The following is a 17,993-nucleotide window of genomic DNA, read 5'->3' as shown; positions in this document are numbered from 1 at the left end:
CTTAGTGTTTGTTTCGTAACACCTTAGATTACTTGCTGCAAAGGTAATTAAAAGTGCAATACACCACCTTAAGATTTATTTTTGGCGACCAACTTAATGCAAGCCACAGTTGGTTTAAAGATAAATCACAACCAGACACACTGTATGTCATCGCCGAATTAAAACAAGAAACCGACTATGTAAAACATCACCTACAAAAAGTGGCCGCTTTCTTTGCTGCAATGGAAAACTTTGCTAATGCACTTACAAAAGCAAATTTAAACTGCCTACATCTAACACTTGATGACACAAAAAATGATGCTACATTACCTGATCTACTCACCCGTTTAGCAAAGCACTATCGATGCCAAAATATTGAGTATCAATATCCAGACGAATACCGCCTCAAAAAGCAACTTGTAGAATTTTCAAAGCAGAGCGAATTTAATGTTAATGCCGTTGACTCGGAGCATTTTCTACTACCTTTCGATGATATTGACCAGTATTTTAAGCAAGATAAGCCAGTTAAAATGGAGTTTTTTTATCGTGCTATGCGTAAGCGATTTAATATATTAATGGACGATAATAACCAACCTCGTGGTGGGAAATGGAATTTTGATCAGCAAAACAGAAATAAGTTAAAACCGAGCGATCTTAAAGAAATCCCAGAACCTTTGTGTTTTGGTCATGATATTAGCCAAACCCTCAAACGGATAGAAAAGCACAAAGTAAACACCTTTGGCGAGTGTAGCAATACTCTCATTTGGCCAACCACTCGCTCTGAAGCAAAACAATTACTCGATTTTTTCTGTGAACATTTGCTTGTTAATTTTGGTCAATTTCAAGATGCCATGACATGCCAGTCAAAGTATCAATGGTCTTTGTATCACAGCCGTTTATCGTTTGCCCTCAATACTAAAATGTTGCACCCAATGCAGGTCATCGAACAAGTGTTAACGAGCTTTGAAAAGCAACATATTGATATTGCGCAAGTAGAAGGCTTTATTCGGCAAATTCTCGGCTGGCGTGAATATGTACGTGGGATTTATTGGCAAAATATGCCTGATTACGCAAGCAAAAACGCCTTAAATGCCAAGCGTGCCCTACCCGATTACTTTTGGCACGGCAAAACGAACATGAATTGTATGCACCATGCTATTTCACAAAGCCTGCAAACGGCTTATGCACACCACATACAACGTTTAATGATAACCGGTAACTTTTGCTTATTAACCGCTATTGAGCCAAGCGAAGTAGATGAATGGTATCTAGGCATTTATATCGATGCCATAGAATGGGTTGAAATGCCAAACACTCGTGGCATGAGTCAATTTGCTGATGGTGGCTTAATTGCCACTAAGCCTTACGCTGCCAGTGGTAATTACATCAATAAAATGAGTGATTATTGCAAACACTGTCACTACAACATTAAAGAAAAAGCGACTGATGATGCATGTCCGTTTAACAGTTTATATTGGCATTTTATGTTAGAGCATAAACAGCAACTATCACAAAACCCACGGATTGGTATGATTTATAATAACTGGTATAAGCAAGATGAATCAGTTCAGCAAGCCATACTTGATCGTGCCAACTGGTGTTTGGATAATTTAGATAAACTGTAACAACAAAAAAGCCGCCTCAAGTGAGGCGGCAAAACTAACTAGGGGAAACAATGCTGTTGGGAATTACTTGTTTTCGAGTAATTTACCATTACCGATTTCAATTTTGCGTGGTTTTAATGCTTCTGGAATCTCACGCTCTAAATCGATACTTAGTAAGCCATTTTCAAGGTCTGCGCCAAGTACTTTAACGTGGTCACCTAATTGGAACTTACGCTCAAAGTTACGCTCCGCAATGCCTTGATGTATGAACTTACGTTCAGCATTATCTTCTTTATCAGCTTTCGTACCGCTGACTTTTAAAGTGTTATTTTCTGACTCAATGGTCAATTCACTGTCACTAAAGCCTGCTACAGCCATAGTGATACGATATTTGTCTTTATCGAGTGCTTCGATGTTATATGGAGGAAAACTTGGCTGCTTGTCTGTACGCGCTGCCGCATCCATTAATGATGCTAAGTGATCGAAACCGATGAATGAACGATAAAGTGGTGATAAGTCTACTGTACGCATAATTATATCCTCATATTTAAGCGATATTTTGTTAGTGCTCTTCTATAGAACCAGCGCTAACAAAGTTAAATTAATATTATATATTTCAATTACTTTAGTTTGTTTGGGACCCATCAGGCGTCCTCACTAAACTATCTATGGGCGGGCAAAATCTTTTCAAGATTTTTAGCAAAAAAAATTACAACTTTTTTAAATTAAATGAAATTTATACCATCGCAAACGGGTCTGAATAAGTTGATTTTAAAGGGCTAAACACGTACAAAATAACAATGAAAAAAAATCCAACTTTTTTAAAAAAATTTATCAGTGTGCTAAAAAATGTGGTGTTAATGGCTGTCGTTGTGTATGCCGTGACCGCATTTCAGCAACGTAATTTACTCTCAACTGATAAAACTCCTGCCCCCTATTTTAATTTAGCCACGCTAAATGACCCGACAGAGCGGATGACCATCGCACAATTACAAGGAAAGCAAACAGTGGTGTATTTCTTTGCGCCTTGGTGCTCAATTTGTCGCTACAGCATGCCAAATTTAGAAAAGTCCCATCAGCAAGGTAAGTTAAATGCCATAGCAATTGCCCTCGATTACCAAAACATTGCTGAAGTTACACAGTTTACCGATTCACTGGAACTGACCATGCCTGTGTTACTTGGCAGTAAAAGTACGGGTCAAGATTATAAAATAAGTGCCTATCCAACTTATTATGTCATTGATGAACAGTTGGCTATTACTGCTCACTCTATGGGTTACTCAACAGAACTTGGTCTTAGGATGCGGACACTTGATTAGCTAAATTACTATGATGAGAAAAACAGAATAGTACAATCGATTTTATGCGCTGTTTTTATTCATTTTATTCGTTAAGATAACAACTAGATAAACACATTCACATCGAGGAGAGCGATATGTTAACTGTAATTTTTGGCCGTGAAGGCTGCCCATACTGTGTTCGTGCAAAAGATGTTGCTGAAAAACTTGCAAATGAGCGTGACGATTTTAAATATCGTTATATCGACATAATCAAAGAAGGCATCAGCAAAGCAGATCTAGAGCAGTCTGCTGGCAAACCTTGCCCAACTGTACCACAGATTTTTATTGACCAAGCTCACATTGGTGGCTTCACTGAATTCGAAGCATACGCTAAAGAAAATTTAGGGTTATATCAATAAATTGTAAACGTGGTTGATTTTGGCAAACTCAAACTGATTAAATTATGACCAACATCAACCACATACAAATTAGTTGTAATTTATACAAGCAATTGCCTCGTATTTCCTATACAATGCGCGCCTCTTTAAATTCGTTGAGGCGTATTAATGTCAGAACCAGTCACGTTTGAATCTCTAAATCTTTCTCCTGCAATCCTTAAAGCAGTTGAAGAGTTGGGTTACAAGACTCCATCTGAAATCCAAGCTCAATGTATACCGTTATTGCTAGAAAGAAAGGACGTACTGGGACTAGCGCAAACGGGTACAGGTAAAACAGCAGCATTTGCACTGCCGTTACTAAATAATATTGACCCGTCTGTGAAGCAGCCACAGATCCTTGTTTTAACGCCTACGCGTGAACTTGCGATCCAAGTAGCTGAGGCATTCGAACAATATGCTAAGCATACTCGTGGTGTTGAAGTTTTAGCCCTTTATGGTGGCCAAAGCTACAGCATCCAACTAAGTGCACTTCGTCGTGGCGCGCAAATCATTGTTGCAACGCCAGGTCGCTTAATTGACCACATTAACCGTGGCACAATCAAGTTTGAGAGCTTACAAGCCCTTGTTCTTGATGAAGCAGACGAAATGTTACGCATGGGCTTCATTGATGATGTAGAAAGCATCATGGAGAAAACGCCACGTGAAAAGCAAACATGTCTTTTCTCTGCGACCATGCCTAAGCAAATTCAAAATATCAGCAGCAAGTACATGAATGAGCCTGAGCAAGTTCATATCTCTGCTCGTAACTCAACTGTATCTACTGTTGAGCAAGTATTTTGGAATGCACATGTACACAAAAACAAAGCTATCGTTCGCTTCTTAGAAGCTGAACAATACGATGGTGCAATTGTTTTCGTACGTACACGTAACGACACTGTACAGTTAGCTGAATTACTTGAGCGCGAAGGTTTCTCTGCCGCACCACTTAATGGTGATATGAACCAACAAGCACGTGAGCGAACAGTAGACCGTTTGAAAAACGGCCTAGTTGATATCGTTATTGCAACAGACGTTGCTGCACGTGGTCTTGATGTAGACCGTTTAAGCTTAGTAATCAACTACGATATTCCACAAGACTCAGAAGCCTACGTTCACCGTATTGGTCGTACTGGTCGTGCGGGTCGTACAGGTAAAGCGATTCTTTTCGTAAAACATAACGAGCGTTATTTACTTAAAAATATCATTCGTCATACGAAGTCAGAGATCGCACAAGTTGATTTACCAACAGCAAAAGTAGTTGAAGAAAAACGTATTAAAGCTCTTCAAGACAAATTAACTATTGCTCTTGAAAACAAAGATATCACTTTCTTTAACCAAGTAGCTGCTGACATGGCAGAAAAGCTTGAGCTAAGTGCTGAAGATTTAGCCGGTGCATTACTTTGTTTAGCGCAGCAACAATCACCAATCAAGGTTGAAGAAGTTAAAGTTCAACCGCGTGGCGAACGTAACGAGCGTCGTCGTAACGAACGAGGTGATCGTGCTGAGCGTGGCGACCGTCAAGGACGTGAGCGTAAACCTCGCGAGCCACGTGAGCGCAATAGCCGCAGCATGGGCCCTATGGATACTTACCGTATCGAAGTTGGTCGTGAGCACGGTGTACAAGTTAAAAATATCGTTGGTGCGATTGCTAACGAAGCTGATATCTCAAGCAAATTCATTGGTGATATCCGCTTACACGACAGTCACAGTACGGTACAGTTACCACAGAACATGCCAAAAGATGTGCTTGATCACTTCCAAAAGGTGTTCATCTGTAAACGTCCGATGAATATGACGCTAACGCAAGACCAAGGTCCTGCGGCTCCTCGCTCTGAACGCCCAAGCGGTGATCGTGGTGACAAAAAGCGTAGCTTCAAAGACAAAGATCGTGGTGAAAAACGTGGCGGCCCACGTAAAGAGCGTCGCCCAGTGAGCTTCACTGCGAACTAGTCAAAGCTGTAAGCTGTAAGCTGTAAGCTGTAAGCTGTAAGCTGTAAGCTGTAAGCAATAAAAAACCTTGTCATGAGAGTGACAAGGTTTTTTTGTGTCTGAAGTTAGGCTATCAGCCTAAAGTTTTTAAAGCCTCAGCTGGATGGCTGAGGCTTTGTTACTTAAATCGTTATGAGCCAATGGCTGGGTATGCGTAGCTTGATTGTAGGCCAAGTGGGATGCCTAAGCCCCAGTACGCGAGTAAGAAGATACTCCAACCGATTAAGAAGGCGATTGAATACGGCAACATCATGGCGATTAACGTACCAATACCTGTGCCTTTAACATACTTCTGGCAGTACACCACAACCAGTGGGAAGTATGGCATCAGTGGGGTAATGATATTAGAGCTTGAGTCACCTACACGGTACGCAGCTTGAGTCAAATCAGGTGAAATACCTAGTTGCATCAGCATTGGTACAAAGATTGGCCCTAACAGCGCCCATTTTGCTGAACTTGAACCTACAAATAGATTCACAAACGCCGTTAAGAAGATAATACCTACCACAGTCACCGAACTTGGTAATGCCATCGCTTTAAGTAGCTGTGCACCTTCAATAGCAAGTAATGCACCTAGATTTGATTTACTAAATGCGGCAATAAATAACGCGCAGAAGAACGCCATAACAATGTAGTAAGCCATACCGCTCATGGCTTTACTCATGGCATCGATCATATCTTTAGAACTTTTGAATGTACCAACTACAAAACCGTAAACTGCACCTGGGATCCAAAACAGTAAGAATATAAGTGGAACAATTGATTGCATTAACGGTGAGCGGAAATTAGTTAAAGAACCATCACTACTTCGCATTGCTGAGTCAGCTGGAGCAGAGACAAACCAAAGTAATACAAGGCCAACAATCATCACTGTGCTTGCGATATAGAATGCACGTTTTTCATCACTGCGCGCTTCATCAAAAGCAGGTAAATCTTCGGTATCACCATCAAGTGGCGTGTTTTGTAAGCGCGGCTCGATAATTTTATCTGTGATATACCAGCCTAATAAGATAATAAATAAGCTTGAAGCAGAGGTGAAAAACCAGTTATTAAGCGGATTAATCGCCATATCAGGATTAATAATTTGTGCTGCACTTTGGGTAAAGCTTTGCAGTAACGGATCAATCCCTGACGGAATAAAGTTTGCGCTAAAGCCACCACTTACCCCAGCAAACGCCGCAGCAATACCAGCAAGCGGATGACGACCCATAGCATAAAAAATGACCCCAGCCAGAGGGATGACTAATACATAACCGGCATCAGTTGCCGTATGGCTGACAATCGCCACTAAGATAATAGAGGGTGTTAAAAGCTGCTTAGGTGTTACTTTTAGCATTAATTTAAGGCCAGTGTTGATAAAGCCAGAGTGCTCAGCAACACCAACACCTAACATGGCAACAAGCACCACGCCAAGTGGCGCAAAACTGGTAAAAGTTTTCACCATCGAAGACAAGAAAGTAGCAAGGGAATCCCCTGCTAATAGATTATTTACAACTATGGCTTCGCCTGTTCGCGGGTCGATTGCATCAAATGTGGTGCCCGAGAAGAGCCAAGATAAGAACCAAATAAGCAGCATTGCGACTAAGAAGATAATAGCAGGATCAGGGAGCTTGTTGCCCACCCTTTCAATCGTATTCAGAAAACGTGCGATTGCACCACTTGGTGCCTGCACATCATTATTGTTATTCATTTTCAAATTCCCTGGAAAAATATCTCGTTAACCTTAACGTATCTAAGTTCTAAGGTAAATTTTAAGTTAATAGAATTCCCTAATAAAGGTAACCACTTGATGTAAAAAAAGCGACACAGGTCGCTTTACAGTACTCATTTTAATACTCAACTAAACCGCTAGTGCTTTAACCTCATCCCAAAGGCGCACAACGAGCTCTTTATCTTCTTCGTTTAGCTCACCATTGCGATAAGCTTTAACCAGACTTGATTCAACTTGATTATTAAGCTCATCAATCGATAAATTTAATTCTTCTACTTGTGCGTAGCCTACCGCTAAGTCAAAGTGACCACGCAAATAGCCACCAGCAAATAGCTCGTCGTCAGTTGCTTTATCGACTAAATCATCAAAATATTGCTGCGCTGCATCAATATAACTTACTAAAATCATTGTTACTTCTCCTCTGGGTGCAGCCCATCTTGATGACCCACTGCATACATAATATGGTCATTAAAACCTGTGGTTACGCGAATATAACCACTTAATTCATCGTCTAACTCACTATCACCTGTATCGGCAATCAGTGGTCGGCCATTTAAGGCCTGTAATTTAGTTTTCGTTGCCACTACAATAATGTTGTCGCGACCAATCGCACGGATAAGTGCAGGACTCAATTGTTGATTTCCTCGGCCGAATATATGCCCTTGTCCACCAATTAAGGTGATCACCAACTTAGTATCTTTACCTTGTGTGAGCTCAAGTAATTGCTGTGCAGTTAAATCCTGCGCAACTAGCTCTTGGTCTGCTACTAAATCAACACCTAATAAGGTATTTTCAAGACCCATCTCTTCCATTATTGCAGCTACGGTTGAACCACTGCCCATTACATATAAGCAGTCTTCGTCCATTTCACTGACAACATAGGCAGCAATGTCAGCAAGCACTAATTCATTAGTTTCTTTACCGCCATTTTTAACTGCTTGCACATATCGCACTTCACTCGGAACTTGCATTTCACCATAGCGCTTAGCTTTTACTGTACCTTCACGAAATGCATCTTCATCGATATCCATAACATCGGCATCGCCAAGGCTGACGAGTTCACCTTTGACTAGCATCTCGACAACGCGACCTGCTGCTTTAGGGGTAATAGCGTAAACGCCAGAATGTATTTTACAGCCTGCAGGAATACCTAACACAGGGGTGCTATCACCAACCGCATGACAAATATTACGTGCAGTACCATCACCACCAGCAAATAAAATAAGGTCGACACCTTGCTCAACTAATAACTTAGCAGCCTGCTCAGTGTCATCGGGGGTGGTGATTTCATTTGTTTGGTAAATCACTTGAGTTTTAAAACCAAGCTGGCGCGCCGTCTGCTCGCCCATTTCACCGTCTACTGTGTAAATGGTTAAGTCGCCTTGATGTGCAAGCAGAACTTCAAGAGCTGCTCGGGTGCGTAAGTTTGCTTTTGGCTCTGCGCCAAGTTGCATCGCCCTTGCAGCGGTATCTGCGCCATCACTTCCCTTCAGTGCCACACTGCCACCTAAGCCGGCAACCGGATTTACAATCAAACCTAATTTAAACTGCATCAGATAAAGCTCCTGGGTTGCTTTGAAAATCGCGCTGCCATGAAAACTGTGTAGCCGTTAATGGCCATGGGGTATTATAAAAATCGCTCAATGCTTTGAGGAGTGCTGTAGTGCGCTGATTAAAACCTGTTGCTAAAAAACTCAACACTTGCTGGTGAACCCGAGCCTGAAAATCAAATCGACAGGTTTGTTCACCATTTAAATTATCAACCGATACATTAAAATCGAAACCAGCTGCTGTACTTAGCGCCCATTCAATAGCTTGAGGCTTTACTTCAACCGCTTCAAATTCAGCTTGTTGGTGTTTATCACGACCATCAGGACAATACCAATAGCCATAATCTTCTTTTAATCTACGTGCCTCTCCAGCAACTAACCAGTGAGCAATCTCATGTAAGGCACTGGCATAAAAACCGTGGGCAAACACAATTTGATGATAAGACGTTTGCTCATCAGCAGGCAGGTATATAGGTTCATCATCACCCTTTATCAAACGCGTATTATGGCTTTGATAAAAGGTGTTTTCAAAAATAGCGATTAAGTCAGCAATCTGATGCATACGGCTTGAATTTATCTCGTTAAAAGCGTCACTAAAAACGAGGCGAATTGTACGGACTTTTCCCTCTAAAGTAAAAGCAAGCGCTTCCAATCACAGGTATTTCGCAATATCTACATCATCGATTTGATCTGGATTTAAATAGCGTTTTGCATACTCAAGATAGATACCTGACGTTAAGAACAATTTGAACACATCTTGATCTACATGTTGATCGGCAACCATCTTCGCTAAAATATCAATCGCAACACTCAATGGTTTGGCTTTTTTATAAGGTCTATCGGCTGCGGTCAATGCTTCAAATATATCGGCCAGCACTAACACACGCTCAGGTATCGATAAATCATCTGCAGACAATTTACGGGGATAACCCGTGCCTTTTAATGTTTCGTGATGGGTCGAGGCATAACGCGGCACACGGGCTAATTCATCAGGAAATGGGACGTTATCTAGCATCCGAATAGTACTGATAATATGCTCATTAATTTTAAATCGATCTTCGTTTGTTAAAGTACCGCGCTGAATTTGTAAGTTATACAGTTCGCCAAGATTATACTTGTATTCTGGAATGGTTACTTTTATCCCTAAACGCTCGTCATACTGTATAGGTTTATCGTGGGCAATCAAATGCTCAGGCTTATCTGAAAGTAGCTTTTCAGTGACAGGCAATTGCTCATCATTGCTTTGAACCCTTAACTCTTCAACTGGCGAAAGGCCTATTTTATCATCAAAATTTCGCTGCCAAGTGATGTTGCTAAGCGCCTCTAAACGTCCAAGGCTTGCTTCATCCATAAACTCACCGCCAACATTACAGGCTGCTATAAACGAAAAATCACTACGTAACTCTGCTTGGCGTTTAATAAGTTCAGCCTCAAGCTCTGGTTGCTTTTCAGGTGACACTAGCACGTCTTTTAGATAAGCAATTTCTGCATCCCGCCAAAGTACCTCAAAACGCGTTCTCAATTCGTGGATACGGTTATAAATAGTTTCTAACTTTGTGCCCTTGTCTACGATATGCTCTGGAGTAGTGATTTTGCCGCAGTCATGTAACCAAGCTGCGAGGCTAAATTCCCTTAGTTCGTCTTTATTTTTAAACGCAAACTGTTTAAACGCATCCTCATTTGAGTTTGAAGCTGCTTTGGCCAGCATGATCCCAAGTTCAGGTACCCGTTCACAATGTCCTGCTGTATAAGGAGACTTATCATCGATAGCCTGAGCTATAAGCTCAATAAATGACTCCATTAAGGCTTTTTGCTTTTGCTCATGCTGCTGAATTGATTGGCTCATTTGCACCATGGAGTTGGCTAAATTATTGATTTCTTTAATACTGCTTTTAAGCGTTGAAACCTGATCAAACTGACGGTGTTTAATTTTTAAATTTTCACCCTCTAAGGTCTTAATTGGCGAAACAATTGGTGAGGCAAAAAACCATGATACAGGCAGTACCATAATCAAACAGGCCGCGGTGATAAAAATAGACAGCTTAATTTTTTCACGGGTAGAGCTCAATACGCCCTCTTTGGGCACCACTATCGCTAAGTAATCGCTATTGCTTCCCCCTTCTGAAACAGGGGTAATATACACGTACTTCTCAACGCCATTTAGAGTCATTAAACGTAAATGGGCGAAGTTTGCCCGATCTGTAATTAGAGTAAGAAATTCAGGGTATGGCACTGTGCCAATCACTTGTGATTGCTGACTAGGATCGCTCCCTAACCATTTACGCTCTAGTGCTGCAATATACGAATTTGGGAGCTGCTCTATCGCCATATTAATTAAATCTTTTAGCTCTGCATCATCAGGATGAAACAATAAATGCAGAGTATCTGGTAGGAGATCATGACTATAACTATCAAGCTGATTATATTGAATCCCTTCAATAAAAAACTGATTTTGAGTGTATTTGAACACTGCTTCGTTATCTAACCCTGCATACACACGTCCTTGGCTTACCGCATCGAGCACCGCTTTGGTACTTGGCAGCTCAACAATGTCGATATCAGGAAAGTGCTCTTTAATCACTTTAATTACCGACCAGCCTTCACCAATTGCTAACTGTTTACCCGCTAACTGCTTCATGCTAACGACCGGTGTTGAACCTTTTGCAGTAATGATACTGAACGGCAAAGTTGCCATTGTTTGGCTCATAAGACCGAGCGACTCATTTGCTGGGGTTTTAAAAATAGGCTGTACAATATCTATTTCATCTTTTGCAAATTGAGTTAAAAACTCAGTCCATGTAAAACCGTTAATAAAAGTTACCTTAATTCCGAGCAACTCAGCCAAGGCATTAATATAATCAATACTATAGCCTTTCGGGTTACCGCCGACACTAAAGTCCATTGGTGGCCAATTAGTTTCGTTAGAAACGCTCAAATAAGGGTACTTCGCCAATACACTTTGCTGCTGTTCTGTTAAGGGAAGTTTTTCAAGCCTTGGCAAAAGTAAGCTATTTTTTTGTTGGTTAGAGGCAACAATTTCACCTTCTTTATTGTAAATGTACAGCTCACTTAAATACTGGCTGCTCATTTTACTTTGCTGTTGACTCAAATATTCAGAAATACTCGACAAGCTAACGTCTAACGCCAACACACTATTTTCATTTGCTGACTTTATTGAGTAGGTTTGCCCAGGTGCTTGCAGGTGAGTAAAGAAATATGGCTTTGTTTTTTTCACGCGTGTTGAGTTTGCTTGCTTAAACCACAAGCGCTCTCGCGGATCATAGCTGGTGCCTTTGGTTTGCGAGATACGTAAATTAAATTGCTGGTCAAAATAATGAGTATGCTGAACACGCTCTGCCCCTTCACCGCTAATGTGGATCACCACCCAACGGTCTGCTTCAATGGCCTGCAACTGCTGACGCACTATTTCACTGCTTTCTAAATTAATTAATTCATAAAAGTCACCATTTTCATAGCCTACATACAACGCATAAAACAATGGATTGAGCTGCATGATTTCACTCATGACATTTCTCAGCTCACTTTTATCTTCGCTATTGGCACTGATCAAGCTACTATTTTGAACCATTACACTTAGCGTGTTTTCTGACTTTTCATTCACCCTTGCAAGGTAATCAACCACTGAGCCTGTGGCTAAATTAAAGTTTTTGACACTGGCCTCTATAGCCATTTTTTCGCTGAAATAATATTGCAGACTAATTGCAATGAGAGCTGTTAGTGAAGTTGCTAAAACGAACACGGCAACAACGGTAAGGCGAATCGAAAAACGAATTCTCGATTTAAGTTTTTGAAAAGCAGATACCAGCACTTATGCATCTCCTTGCAATGCTTTGTTCGTTAGTAATATTAGCTTGTATATCTTTTATACACCAATAATTTTGTATTACAAACAAAACTCTGCAATTTTATCCTAAAGCATAAGCAAATAATTACCTTAGATATTTTGTTAAATTGACAGAATCAATTTGCGACTCATGTAAAAACTGTTTTGCATATTTTAGGTAAATGCCGGAAGTTAAAAAGAGCTCAAATACGTCACGGTCAATATGATCGTCATCAACCATTTTCGCTAAAATATCAATAGCAACACTCAAAGGTTTGGCTTTTTTATATGGGCGGTCTGCCGCGGTTAATGCTTCGAAGATATCAGCAAGTACTAACACACGTTCAGGTATTGATAATTGTTCCGCGGTTAATTTTCGTGGGTAGCCAGTCCCTTTTAAGGTTTCGTGGTGGGTTGATGCATAACGCGGAACTTTAGCTAATTCTTTCGGGAATGGCACACTACCAAGCATACGAATTGTACTGATCACATGCTCATTGATCTTAAACCGGTCTTCCGCTGTAAGCGTGCCCCGCGCCACCGACAAGTTATACACTTCGCCAAGGTTATATTTATACTCCGGAATCGCCATATTAATGCCCAAACTTTCTGGGTACTCAACGGCTTTTTCGTGTGGAATTAAATCACTTAGCTTATCGCTCAGGAGTGACTCTTCGACAGGTAAATGCTGATTCTTCAAATCAGCCATACGCATTTCTTCAAGGGGCGATAAACCTAAACTTGCGTCAAAATGGCGCTGCCACTTAATGCTAGCAACCTCATGTAAACGAGACAGCTGCGCTTCATCCATAAACTCACCACCAACATTACAGGCAGCAATAAAGCTAAAGTCTGCATGTAACTTTTTGGTTCGTTGGTCAAGCGTTTGCTTAAGCACAGATTGCTGCTCAGGATGGGCTAATAACTGCTCATAATAAGTAATTTTTGCATCACGTAGCAGCACCTCAAATCGAGTACGTACTTCATGAATACGGTTATAAATGGTTTCAAGCTTAGTGCCTTTATCAACGATATGCTCAGGCGTAGTAATTTTACCACAGTCGTGCAACCACGCAGCTAAGCGAAACTCTCGTCGTTCATCAGACGTTTTAAAGCTGAACTCAGAAAACGCCTCATTTTTTGAGTCTGACGCAGCATCAGCAAGCCAAATACCCAGCTCAGGGACCCGCTCACAGTGCCCTGCCGTATATGGTGATTTGTCATCAATCGCTTGGGCGATAAGCTCTACAAATGACTCCATCAGGGCTTTTTGTGAGTTTTCATGTTGCTCAATAGAGCGACTCATATCCACCATCGAACTTGCCAAATAATGGATTTCTAAAATGTGGCTAGAGAGTGTTGAAACTTCATTATAATCTCGCTGCTGAATTTTTTTATTTTCACCTACTAATTTGAGAATCGGGTTGACGATTGAAGAGGCAAAAAACCAAGAGACTGGCAGCAGCAAAATTAAAAATAAACCAGTCACTAAAATTGAAATACGAATTTTATCTCTTATAACCGCCAGCACGTCATCTTTAGATACCAGCACCGTGAAATAATCAACTTCATCTGATTGCATATCGCTACTAAGCGGCAGCGGCAGTACAAACATGTATTTTTCTATGCCCTTTTCATGCACATTTAACATTTTGCCGAATTGATGTTCTTTGTTAGCAAGCCCTGATTTTTGTTCATCCAATTTAACTAACTTAGATAGGTCAGCAAAACTATGCTGATGACTTTGATTTTTACTGCTTGCAATAATTTCACCATTCCCCCGATAAACATACATTTCGCTTTCAACAAGGTGCTTCATTTTAGATTGTTGGTCGGTTAAAAAGTGATTCAAACTTGCACTGGCTATATCAATCGCTAATACATCGCCTGTTTGCGCTGACTTTATTGCATAGGTGTAACCTGGTACCTCAAGTACTTTAAACACATACTGCTCGGTTTTCGTTACAGAGTCACTCGTTGCATCCAGAAACCAAACTCTATTCCGTGGGTCGTAATCCGTAGTTTGGGTGTCTCTTTTACGAATGACCAACGACTCATCTAAATACGTGGTTACATGCTTACGCTCCTCCCCCTGCCCAGAAATTTGATACACTAACCAATGATCGTCTTCATCGAGCTGGATTGATGGGGGAAGCTTTGCATACCCTTTTAAATTAATAACCTGTAATAAGTCACCATTAGCATGACCAAGAATTAGCGAATAAAAGTCAGGATGACGCGTTAAAATTTCGATCAGCACTTGCTGTAAAATTTCTTTGTTATTTTGGCTCTCTGATAATAGCCTAGTGTCGTGGATCATCACGCTTAAGGTATTATCAGCACGCTGATTGATTCTTGTTATGTGATCGGCTATTTGCTGACTAGTTTGTTTGAACTGTTCTGATTTAGATTGCAGTAATAACTTTTCACTAAAGTAATAATGCAAACTTATCGCCACGATACCGGTGAGTAAGCTAGCAAGGGCAAAAACCAGCAATACACTTGCCCTAATTGAAATTTTATAGCCTTCCGCCTGGCGTGTTAGCATTCGCGACTCCTTGCTTGCTAATAATTCAGATTAAATTAATAGAAAAGAATGTATAAAGATTATACTTAAACGAGCATAAGGTACATATTTTGACTTATATTTAGGCTATTAAAATTTAATAACTAATTGATTCCGTCCTGCATCTTTAGCCTGATAAAGTGCAGCATCAGCTCTGGAGATAACTGACTTTTGCTCCTCTTCTTTCATTACGGTTAAGCCAAAACTTGCACGTATTGCTAAAGATAACTCACCAACCTCGCACATTTCACTATTCATCCTTGCGATCATAGTATTAATAATAACAGTTGCATCTGACACTGAGCATAGTGGTAGCACAATAACAAATTCTTCACCGCCAAATCGATATACATCATCAGAGGAACGTAATGAGTCAGTTAAAAAAGCAGAAAAACGCTGCAATACAACATCACCTACCTCGTGACCATGGGTATCGTTAACACGTTTGAAGTAATCAATATCAGCTAAAATAACACATACTTGCTTGGACTCACCTTGCTGCTGTTTAACCATCCGCTGATATTCTTCATAGGCATTATCAAAAGCACGACGGTTAGGTAACTGAGTAAGGGCATCTTTAAGGGCTTGGCTTTTCATCTCATGGGCAAGCTGAGCAAGCTGGGTGTTCCTTACAAAAAGTTCTCTACGGATAATATGTTCATGAGCAGCCATGATCATACCTGCTAAGTTTGCTGCCACATGCGCTAAAACCACCATGTAAAAAGAGTGGTTAGATATTTCTTTACTGAAATAGATAACAGAGATAGCAAGAGCACTATATGAAATACTTAAAAATACCGATAACTTAATTGAAACCAAGGTCGAGAAATAAAATGTGATCAAGATGATCACATCAAAAAACATATGCAAAATATAGAAACGCTCATAAGTGATAGCCATAAATTGCATGTTCAAAAATAAAAACAGCATAAACACAGATATCACCAAACGAAATGACTGGATGCTTTTAATATAATTCAGAGCAAAAGCACTAAGAATACAAACTGAGACCATAATAGCTCGGCCGATTAAAGCGGTTTCTGGCCAAAATGAAGCCTGTATAATCATCTTATCGAAGAAGGTTACAAGCGCAGTGACTAATGCAATTGTACAGCACAAAAATTGCGCTATTTTTTTATCTTGACCGAATTTACTTTGTAAAAAGACATGCTCTACCTCAAGCGACTTAAATTGACAGGCATAGCGCTCAATTGTCATATCTTGATTTAATAATTTTGCTGCAAAAGCGCCCATAAATAAATGCCTACTACGAAAGGAAATGTGGGATGTTCGATTAAAGAGCAACTACTCTAGTATAGTGTGTGTGCTCATTAATTGAACTAGTATTTTTGTATAAAAATATGCCAAAAAATCCCACGCAAAAGTATAATAGGCAATAAAATTAATAGTTAGAAATTCTCAATATCGGCTAGTTAATTTCCTCACCTGCTTCATCACAGTCAACGATATCTGTTTCCTTAAGAGCTTCGCTAATCCAGATTTTGATAACCGGGCAAGCAAGTAGATGCTGGCAATAAGTTTGTGCAGCACACGATAGCTCAACTTGATACGTTTTAAAACGAAGTACTACAGGTGCGAACATCGCATCAACAATAGAGAAATCGCCAAATAACCACATATTAGGATAACTTTGTTGCTGAGAAGAAAATATCTCATCGATACGAGCGATATCTTTTTTAGCTTGTTCTGATAATTCAACATGCCTTTTAGCACGAATATTCATTGGCATTTCATTACGAAGTGCAGCAAAACCAGAGTGCATCTCGGCAGCTAGACTGCGCGCTTTTGCTCTTTGGGCTATTTCACTAGGCCAAGCGGCACCATTTAGATAAGCATCATTGATGTATTCACAAATAGCGAGTGAGTCCCACACGGTTAACTCAGCATCAATAAGTGCCGGTACTTTTTGCACGGGAAACTTATTTTTTAATGCTTCATAAAATTCAGGCGTATCTAAAACCAATTGTTGCTCTTTAAAAGAAACATTGAATTTACTTAGTAAATACCACGCTCGCAATGACCAAGTTGAGTAGTTTTTATTGCCAATAAATAATTGCATTGTACTTCCTTTAACGTTTAGATTAGGCTCACTATAAAACAGCAATTGGGCAATTACTCGCCAATTGTTTTTATAGTACCTATAAGAAAAGCTGATACATTATGGATATTGATGCCCTTAGAACATTTTGCGCCTTCGTCGATACAGGTAGTTTCACCCGTGCTGCAGCGCAAATTTCTAGAACCCAATCTGCGGTAAGTATGCAAATGAAAAAGCTTGAACAGGACCTCGCAAGTTCACTATTTGAAAAGCAAGGTCGTCAGCTGGTGCTAACCCATCAAGGCCACCAGCTAGCAAGTTATGCGAAGCAACTGATAGCCCTTCATGATGAAGCCTTTAAACAATTAAAAGCAGGTACTTGCAATTTACGTGTGCGCATCGGCTGTCCTGACGACTATGTCCACTCTTTGCTACCACAGCTTGTTTGTGCCCTACACCAACAGTTTGATGCCTTAGATATACAGATAAGCTGCGCCCCAAGTTCTGAGCTTAGAGCCAAACTAGACCAAGGTATGCTCGATTTAGTTGTTGCCACTCGCTCACCAGACAGCGAAGAAGGTTACTTATTGCAATCAAGCCAAGGCGTATGGGTGAAAAGCCCCGCTTTTGAGATTGAAGATTCAACCCCACTTCCTATTGCCCTGTTTCAACGAGACTGTAAGTTTCACCAAGCCAGTATTGAAGGTCTCTTAAAAACCGAGCGTCGTTTTAATATTATTGCCTGCTGTGGATCAGCAGGTGCATTACATGGCTTAATTGAACAAGGGTTGGCAATCGGCAGCATGGCGCGAATAAGCATGCAAAAAGGTTTGGAAGAAATCAGCGATAATTCGTTACCAGTACTGCCTATGATTGATATCGTACTGTTGTACGGTAATCATGCCCACAATCCACTCAATCATGAACAGCTTAAGCAGCTTGTGGAGTTGATTAAGACGTAAAGAACATATCAA

Annotated in this window: 14 protein-coding genes; 5 read left to right on the top strand and 9 right to left on the bottom strand. The window is 40.5% G+C overall.

The genetic code is table 11. The features are described 5' to 3' along the window. The first annotated feature begins 53 nt into the window (after positions 1–53). The gene (locus HCZ11_RS06695) at positions 54–1,604 is read left to right on the top strand and encodes a cryptochrome/photolyase family protein (protein WP_167657977.1); all 1,551 of its coding nucleotides are present in this window, start codon (positions 54–56) and stop codon (positions 1,602–1,604) included. 63 nt (positions 1,605–1,667) lie between these two features. Here HCZ11_RS06695 and HCZ11_RS06690 read toward each other — a convergent pair whose 3' ends face one another. Next, positions 1,668–2,114, bottom strand: coding sequence for an Hsp20 family protein (locus HCZ11_RS06690; RefSeq protein ID WP_130051985.1), 447 nt, complete (start codon positions 2,112–2,114; stop codon positions 1,668–1,670). A 329-nt stretch (positions 2,115–2,443) separates the two neighbouring features. Here HCZ11_RS06690 and HCZ11_RS06685 point away from each other — a divergent pair, with 329 nt between their 5' ends. The 3 genes from HCZ11_RS06685 (at position 2,444) to HCZ11_RS06675 (ending at position 5,250) form a co-directional block, all read left to right on the top strand. After that, positions 2,444–2,902: a TlpA disulfide reductase family protein gene (locus HCZ11_RS06685; RefSeq protein WP_254869096.1), complete on the top strand. Its 459-nt coding sequence runs from the start codon at positions 2,444–2,446 to the stop codon at positions 2,900–2,902. A 116-nt stretch (positions 2,903–3,018) separates the two neighbouring features. Next, positions 3,019–3,282 (top strand): GrxA family glutaredoxin, encoded by a 264-nt coding sequence (locus HCZ11_RS06680; protein ID WP_054553185.1) that lies wholly within the window; start codon positions 3,019–3,021, stop codon positions 3,280–3,282. 147 nt (positions 3,283–3,429) lie between these two features. Continuing rightward, a complete protein-coding gene (locus HCZ11_RS06675) occupies positions 3,430–5,250 on the top strand; it encodes a DEAD/DEAH box helicase (RefSeq protein ID WP_130051987.1) in 1,821 nt (606 codons plus the stop codon). A 169-nt stretch (positions 5,251–5,419) separates the two neighbouring features. Here HCZ11_RS06675 and HCZ11_RS06670 read toward each other — a convergent pair whose 3' ends face one another. From HCZ11_RS06670 to HCZ11_RS06635, 8 genes are all read right to left on the bottom strand, one after another. Next, positions 5,420–6,979, bottom strand: a complete 1,560-nt coding sequence (locus tag HCZ11_RS06670; RefSeq protein ID WP_130051988.1) for an AbgT family transporter — start codon at positions 6,977–6,979, stop codon at positions 5,420–5,422. A gap of 150 nt (positions 6,980–7,129) precedes the next feature. Then, entirely contained in the window at positions 7,130–7,408 is a 279-nt protein-coding gene (locus tag HCZ11_RS06665) for a YfcL family protein (protein WP_130051989.1), read from the bottom strand. A gap of 2 nt (positions 7,409–7,410) precedes the next feature. Next, positions 7,411–8,553: an ATP-NAD kinase family protein gene (locus HCZ11_RS06660; protein WP_167657975.1), complete on the bottom strand. Its 1,143-nt coding sequence runs from the start codon at positions 8,551–8,553 to the stop codon at positions 7,411–7,413. After that, positions 8,543–9,112 (bottom strand): elongation factor P hydroxylase, encoded by a 570-nt coding sequence (locus HCZ11_RS06655; RefSeq protein ID WP_130051991.1) that lies wholly within the window; start codon positions 9,110–9,112, stop codon positions 8,543–8,545. The genes HCZ11_RS06660 and HCZ11_RS06655 overlap by 11 nt, the downstream gene beginning before the upstream one ends. A gap of 90 nt (positions 9,113–9,202) precedes the next feature. Further along, positions 9,203–12,379 carry an HD domain-containing phosphohydrolase gene (locus HCZ11_RS06650; RefSeq protein ID WP_167657974.1) on the bottom strand — a complete coding sequence of 1,059 codons (3,177 nt, stop codon included), beginning with the start codon at positions 12,377–12,379 and terminating at the stop codon, positions 9,203–9,205. Positions 12,380–12,500: 121 nt separating this feature from the next. After that, positions 12,501–14,942, bottom strand: coding sequence for an HD-GYP domain-containing protein (locus tag HCZ11_RS06645; protein WP_167657973.1), 2,442 nt, complete (start codon positions 14,940–14,942; stop codon positions 12,501–12,503). A gap of 108 nt (positions 14,943–15,050) precedes the next feature. Continuing rightward, a complete protein-coding gene (locus HCZ11_RS06640; protein ID WP_167657972.1) occupies positions 15,051–16,214 on the bottom strand; it encodes a GGDEF domain-containing protein in 1,164 nt (387 codons plus the stop codon). 175 nt (positions 16,215–16,389) lie between these two features. Then, positions 16,390–17,040, bottom strand: coding sequence for a glutathione S-transferase family protein (locus tag HCZ11_RS06635; protein ID WP_167657971.1), 651 nt, complete (start codon positions 17,038–17,040; stop codon positions 16,390–16,392). Positions 17,041–17,141: 101 nt separating this feature from the next. Between HCZ11_RS06635 and HCZ11_RS06630 the strand changes: the two genes are divergently transcribed. Beyond that, positions 17,142–17,981 (top strand): LysR family transcriptional regulator, encoded by an 840-nt coding sequence (locus HCZ11_RS06630; RefSeq protein ID WP_167657970.1) that lies wholly within the window; start codon positions 17,142–17,144, stop codon positions 17,979–17,981. Positions 17,982–17,993: the final 12 nt, after the last annotated feature.

This window comes from Pseudoalteromonas sp. HF66, assembly GCF_011806445.1.
GTDB lineage: Bacteria > Pseudomonadota > Gammaproteobacteria > Enterobacterales > Alteromonadaceae > Pseudoalteromonas > Pseudoalteromonas apostichopi.
Note: the sequence above shows the minus strand (reverse complement) of the source record. Positions and strands in the feature narration are given on the sequence as shown.

Bases quoted from the DNA above. Each gene is read 5' to 3' on its own strand.
- HCZ11_RS06680 (WP_054553185.1), top strand. From the start codon at position 3,019: ATGTTAACTGTAATTTTTGGCCGTGAAGGCTGCCCATACTGTGTTCGT.
- HCZ11_RS06645 (WP_167657973.1), bottom strand. From the start codon at position 14,942: ATGCTAACACGCCAGGCGGAAGGCTATAAAATTTCAATTAGGGCAAGT.
- HCZ11_RS06685 (WP_254869096.1), top strand. From the start codon at position 2,444: ATGGCTGTCGTTGTGTATGCCGTGACCGCATTTCAGCAACGTAATTTA.
- HCZ11_RS06630 (WP_167657970.1), top strand. From the start codon at position 17,142: ATGGATATTGATGCCCTTAGAACATTTTGCGCCTTCGTCGATACAGGT.
- HCZ11_RS06640 (WP_167657972.1), bottom strand. From the start codon at position 16,214: ATGGGCGCTTTTGCAGCAAAATTATTAAATCAAGATATGACAATTGAG.
- HCZ11_RS06670 (WP_130051988.1), bottom strand. From the start codon at position 6,979: ATGAATAACAATAATGATGTGCAGGCACCAAGTGGTGCAATCGCACGT.
- HCZ11_RS06635 (WP_167657971.1), bottom strand. From the start codon at position 17,040: ATGCAATTATTTATTGGCAATAAAAACTACTCAACTTGGTCATTGCGA.
- HCZ11_RS06675 (WP_130051987.1), top strand. From the start codon at position 3,430: ATGTCAGAACCAGTCACGTTTGAATCTCTAAATCTTTCTCCTGCAATC.
- HCZ11_RS06655 (WP_130051991.1), bottom strand. From the start codon at position 9,112: ATGCATCAGATTGCTGACTTAATCGCTATTTTTGAAAACACCTTTTAT.
- HCZ11_RS06690 (WP_130051985.1), bottom strand. From the start codon at position 2,114: ATGCGTACAGTAGACTTATCACCACTTTATCGTTCATTCATCGGTTTC.
- HCZ11_RS06665 (WP_130051989.1), bottom strand. From the start codon at position 7,408: ATGATTTTAGTAAGTTATATTGATGCAGCGCAGCAATATTTTGATGAT.
- HCZ11_RS06660 (WP_167657975.1), bottom strand. From the start codon at position 8,553: ATGCAGTTTAAATTAGGTTTGATTGTAAATCCGGTTGCCGGCTTAGGT.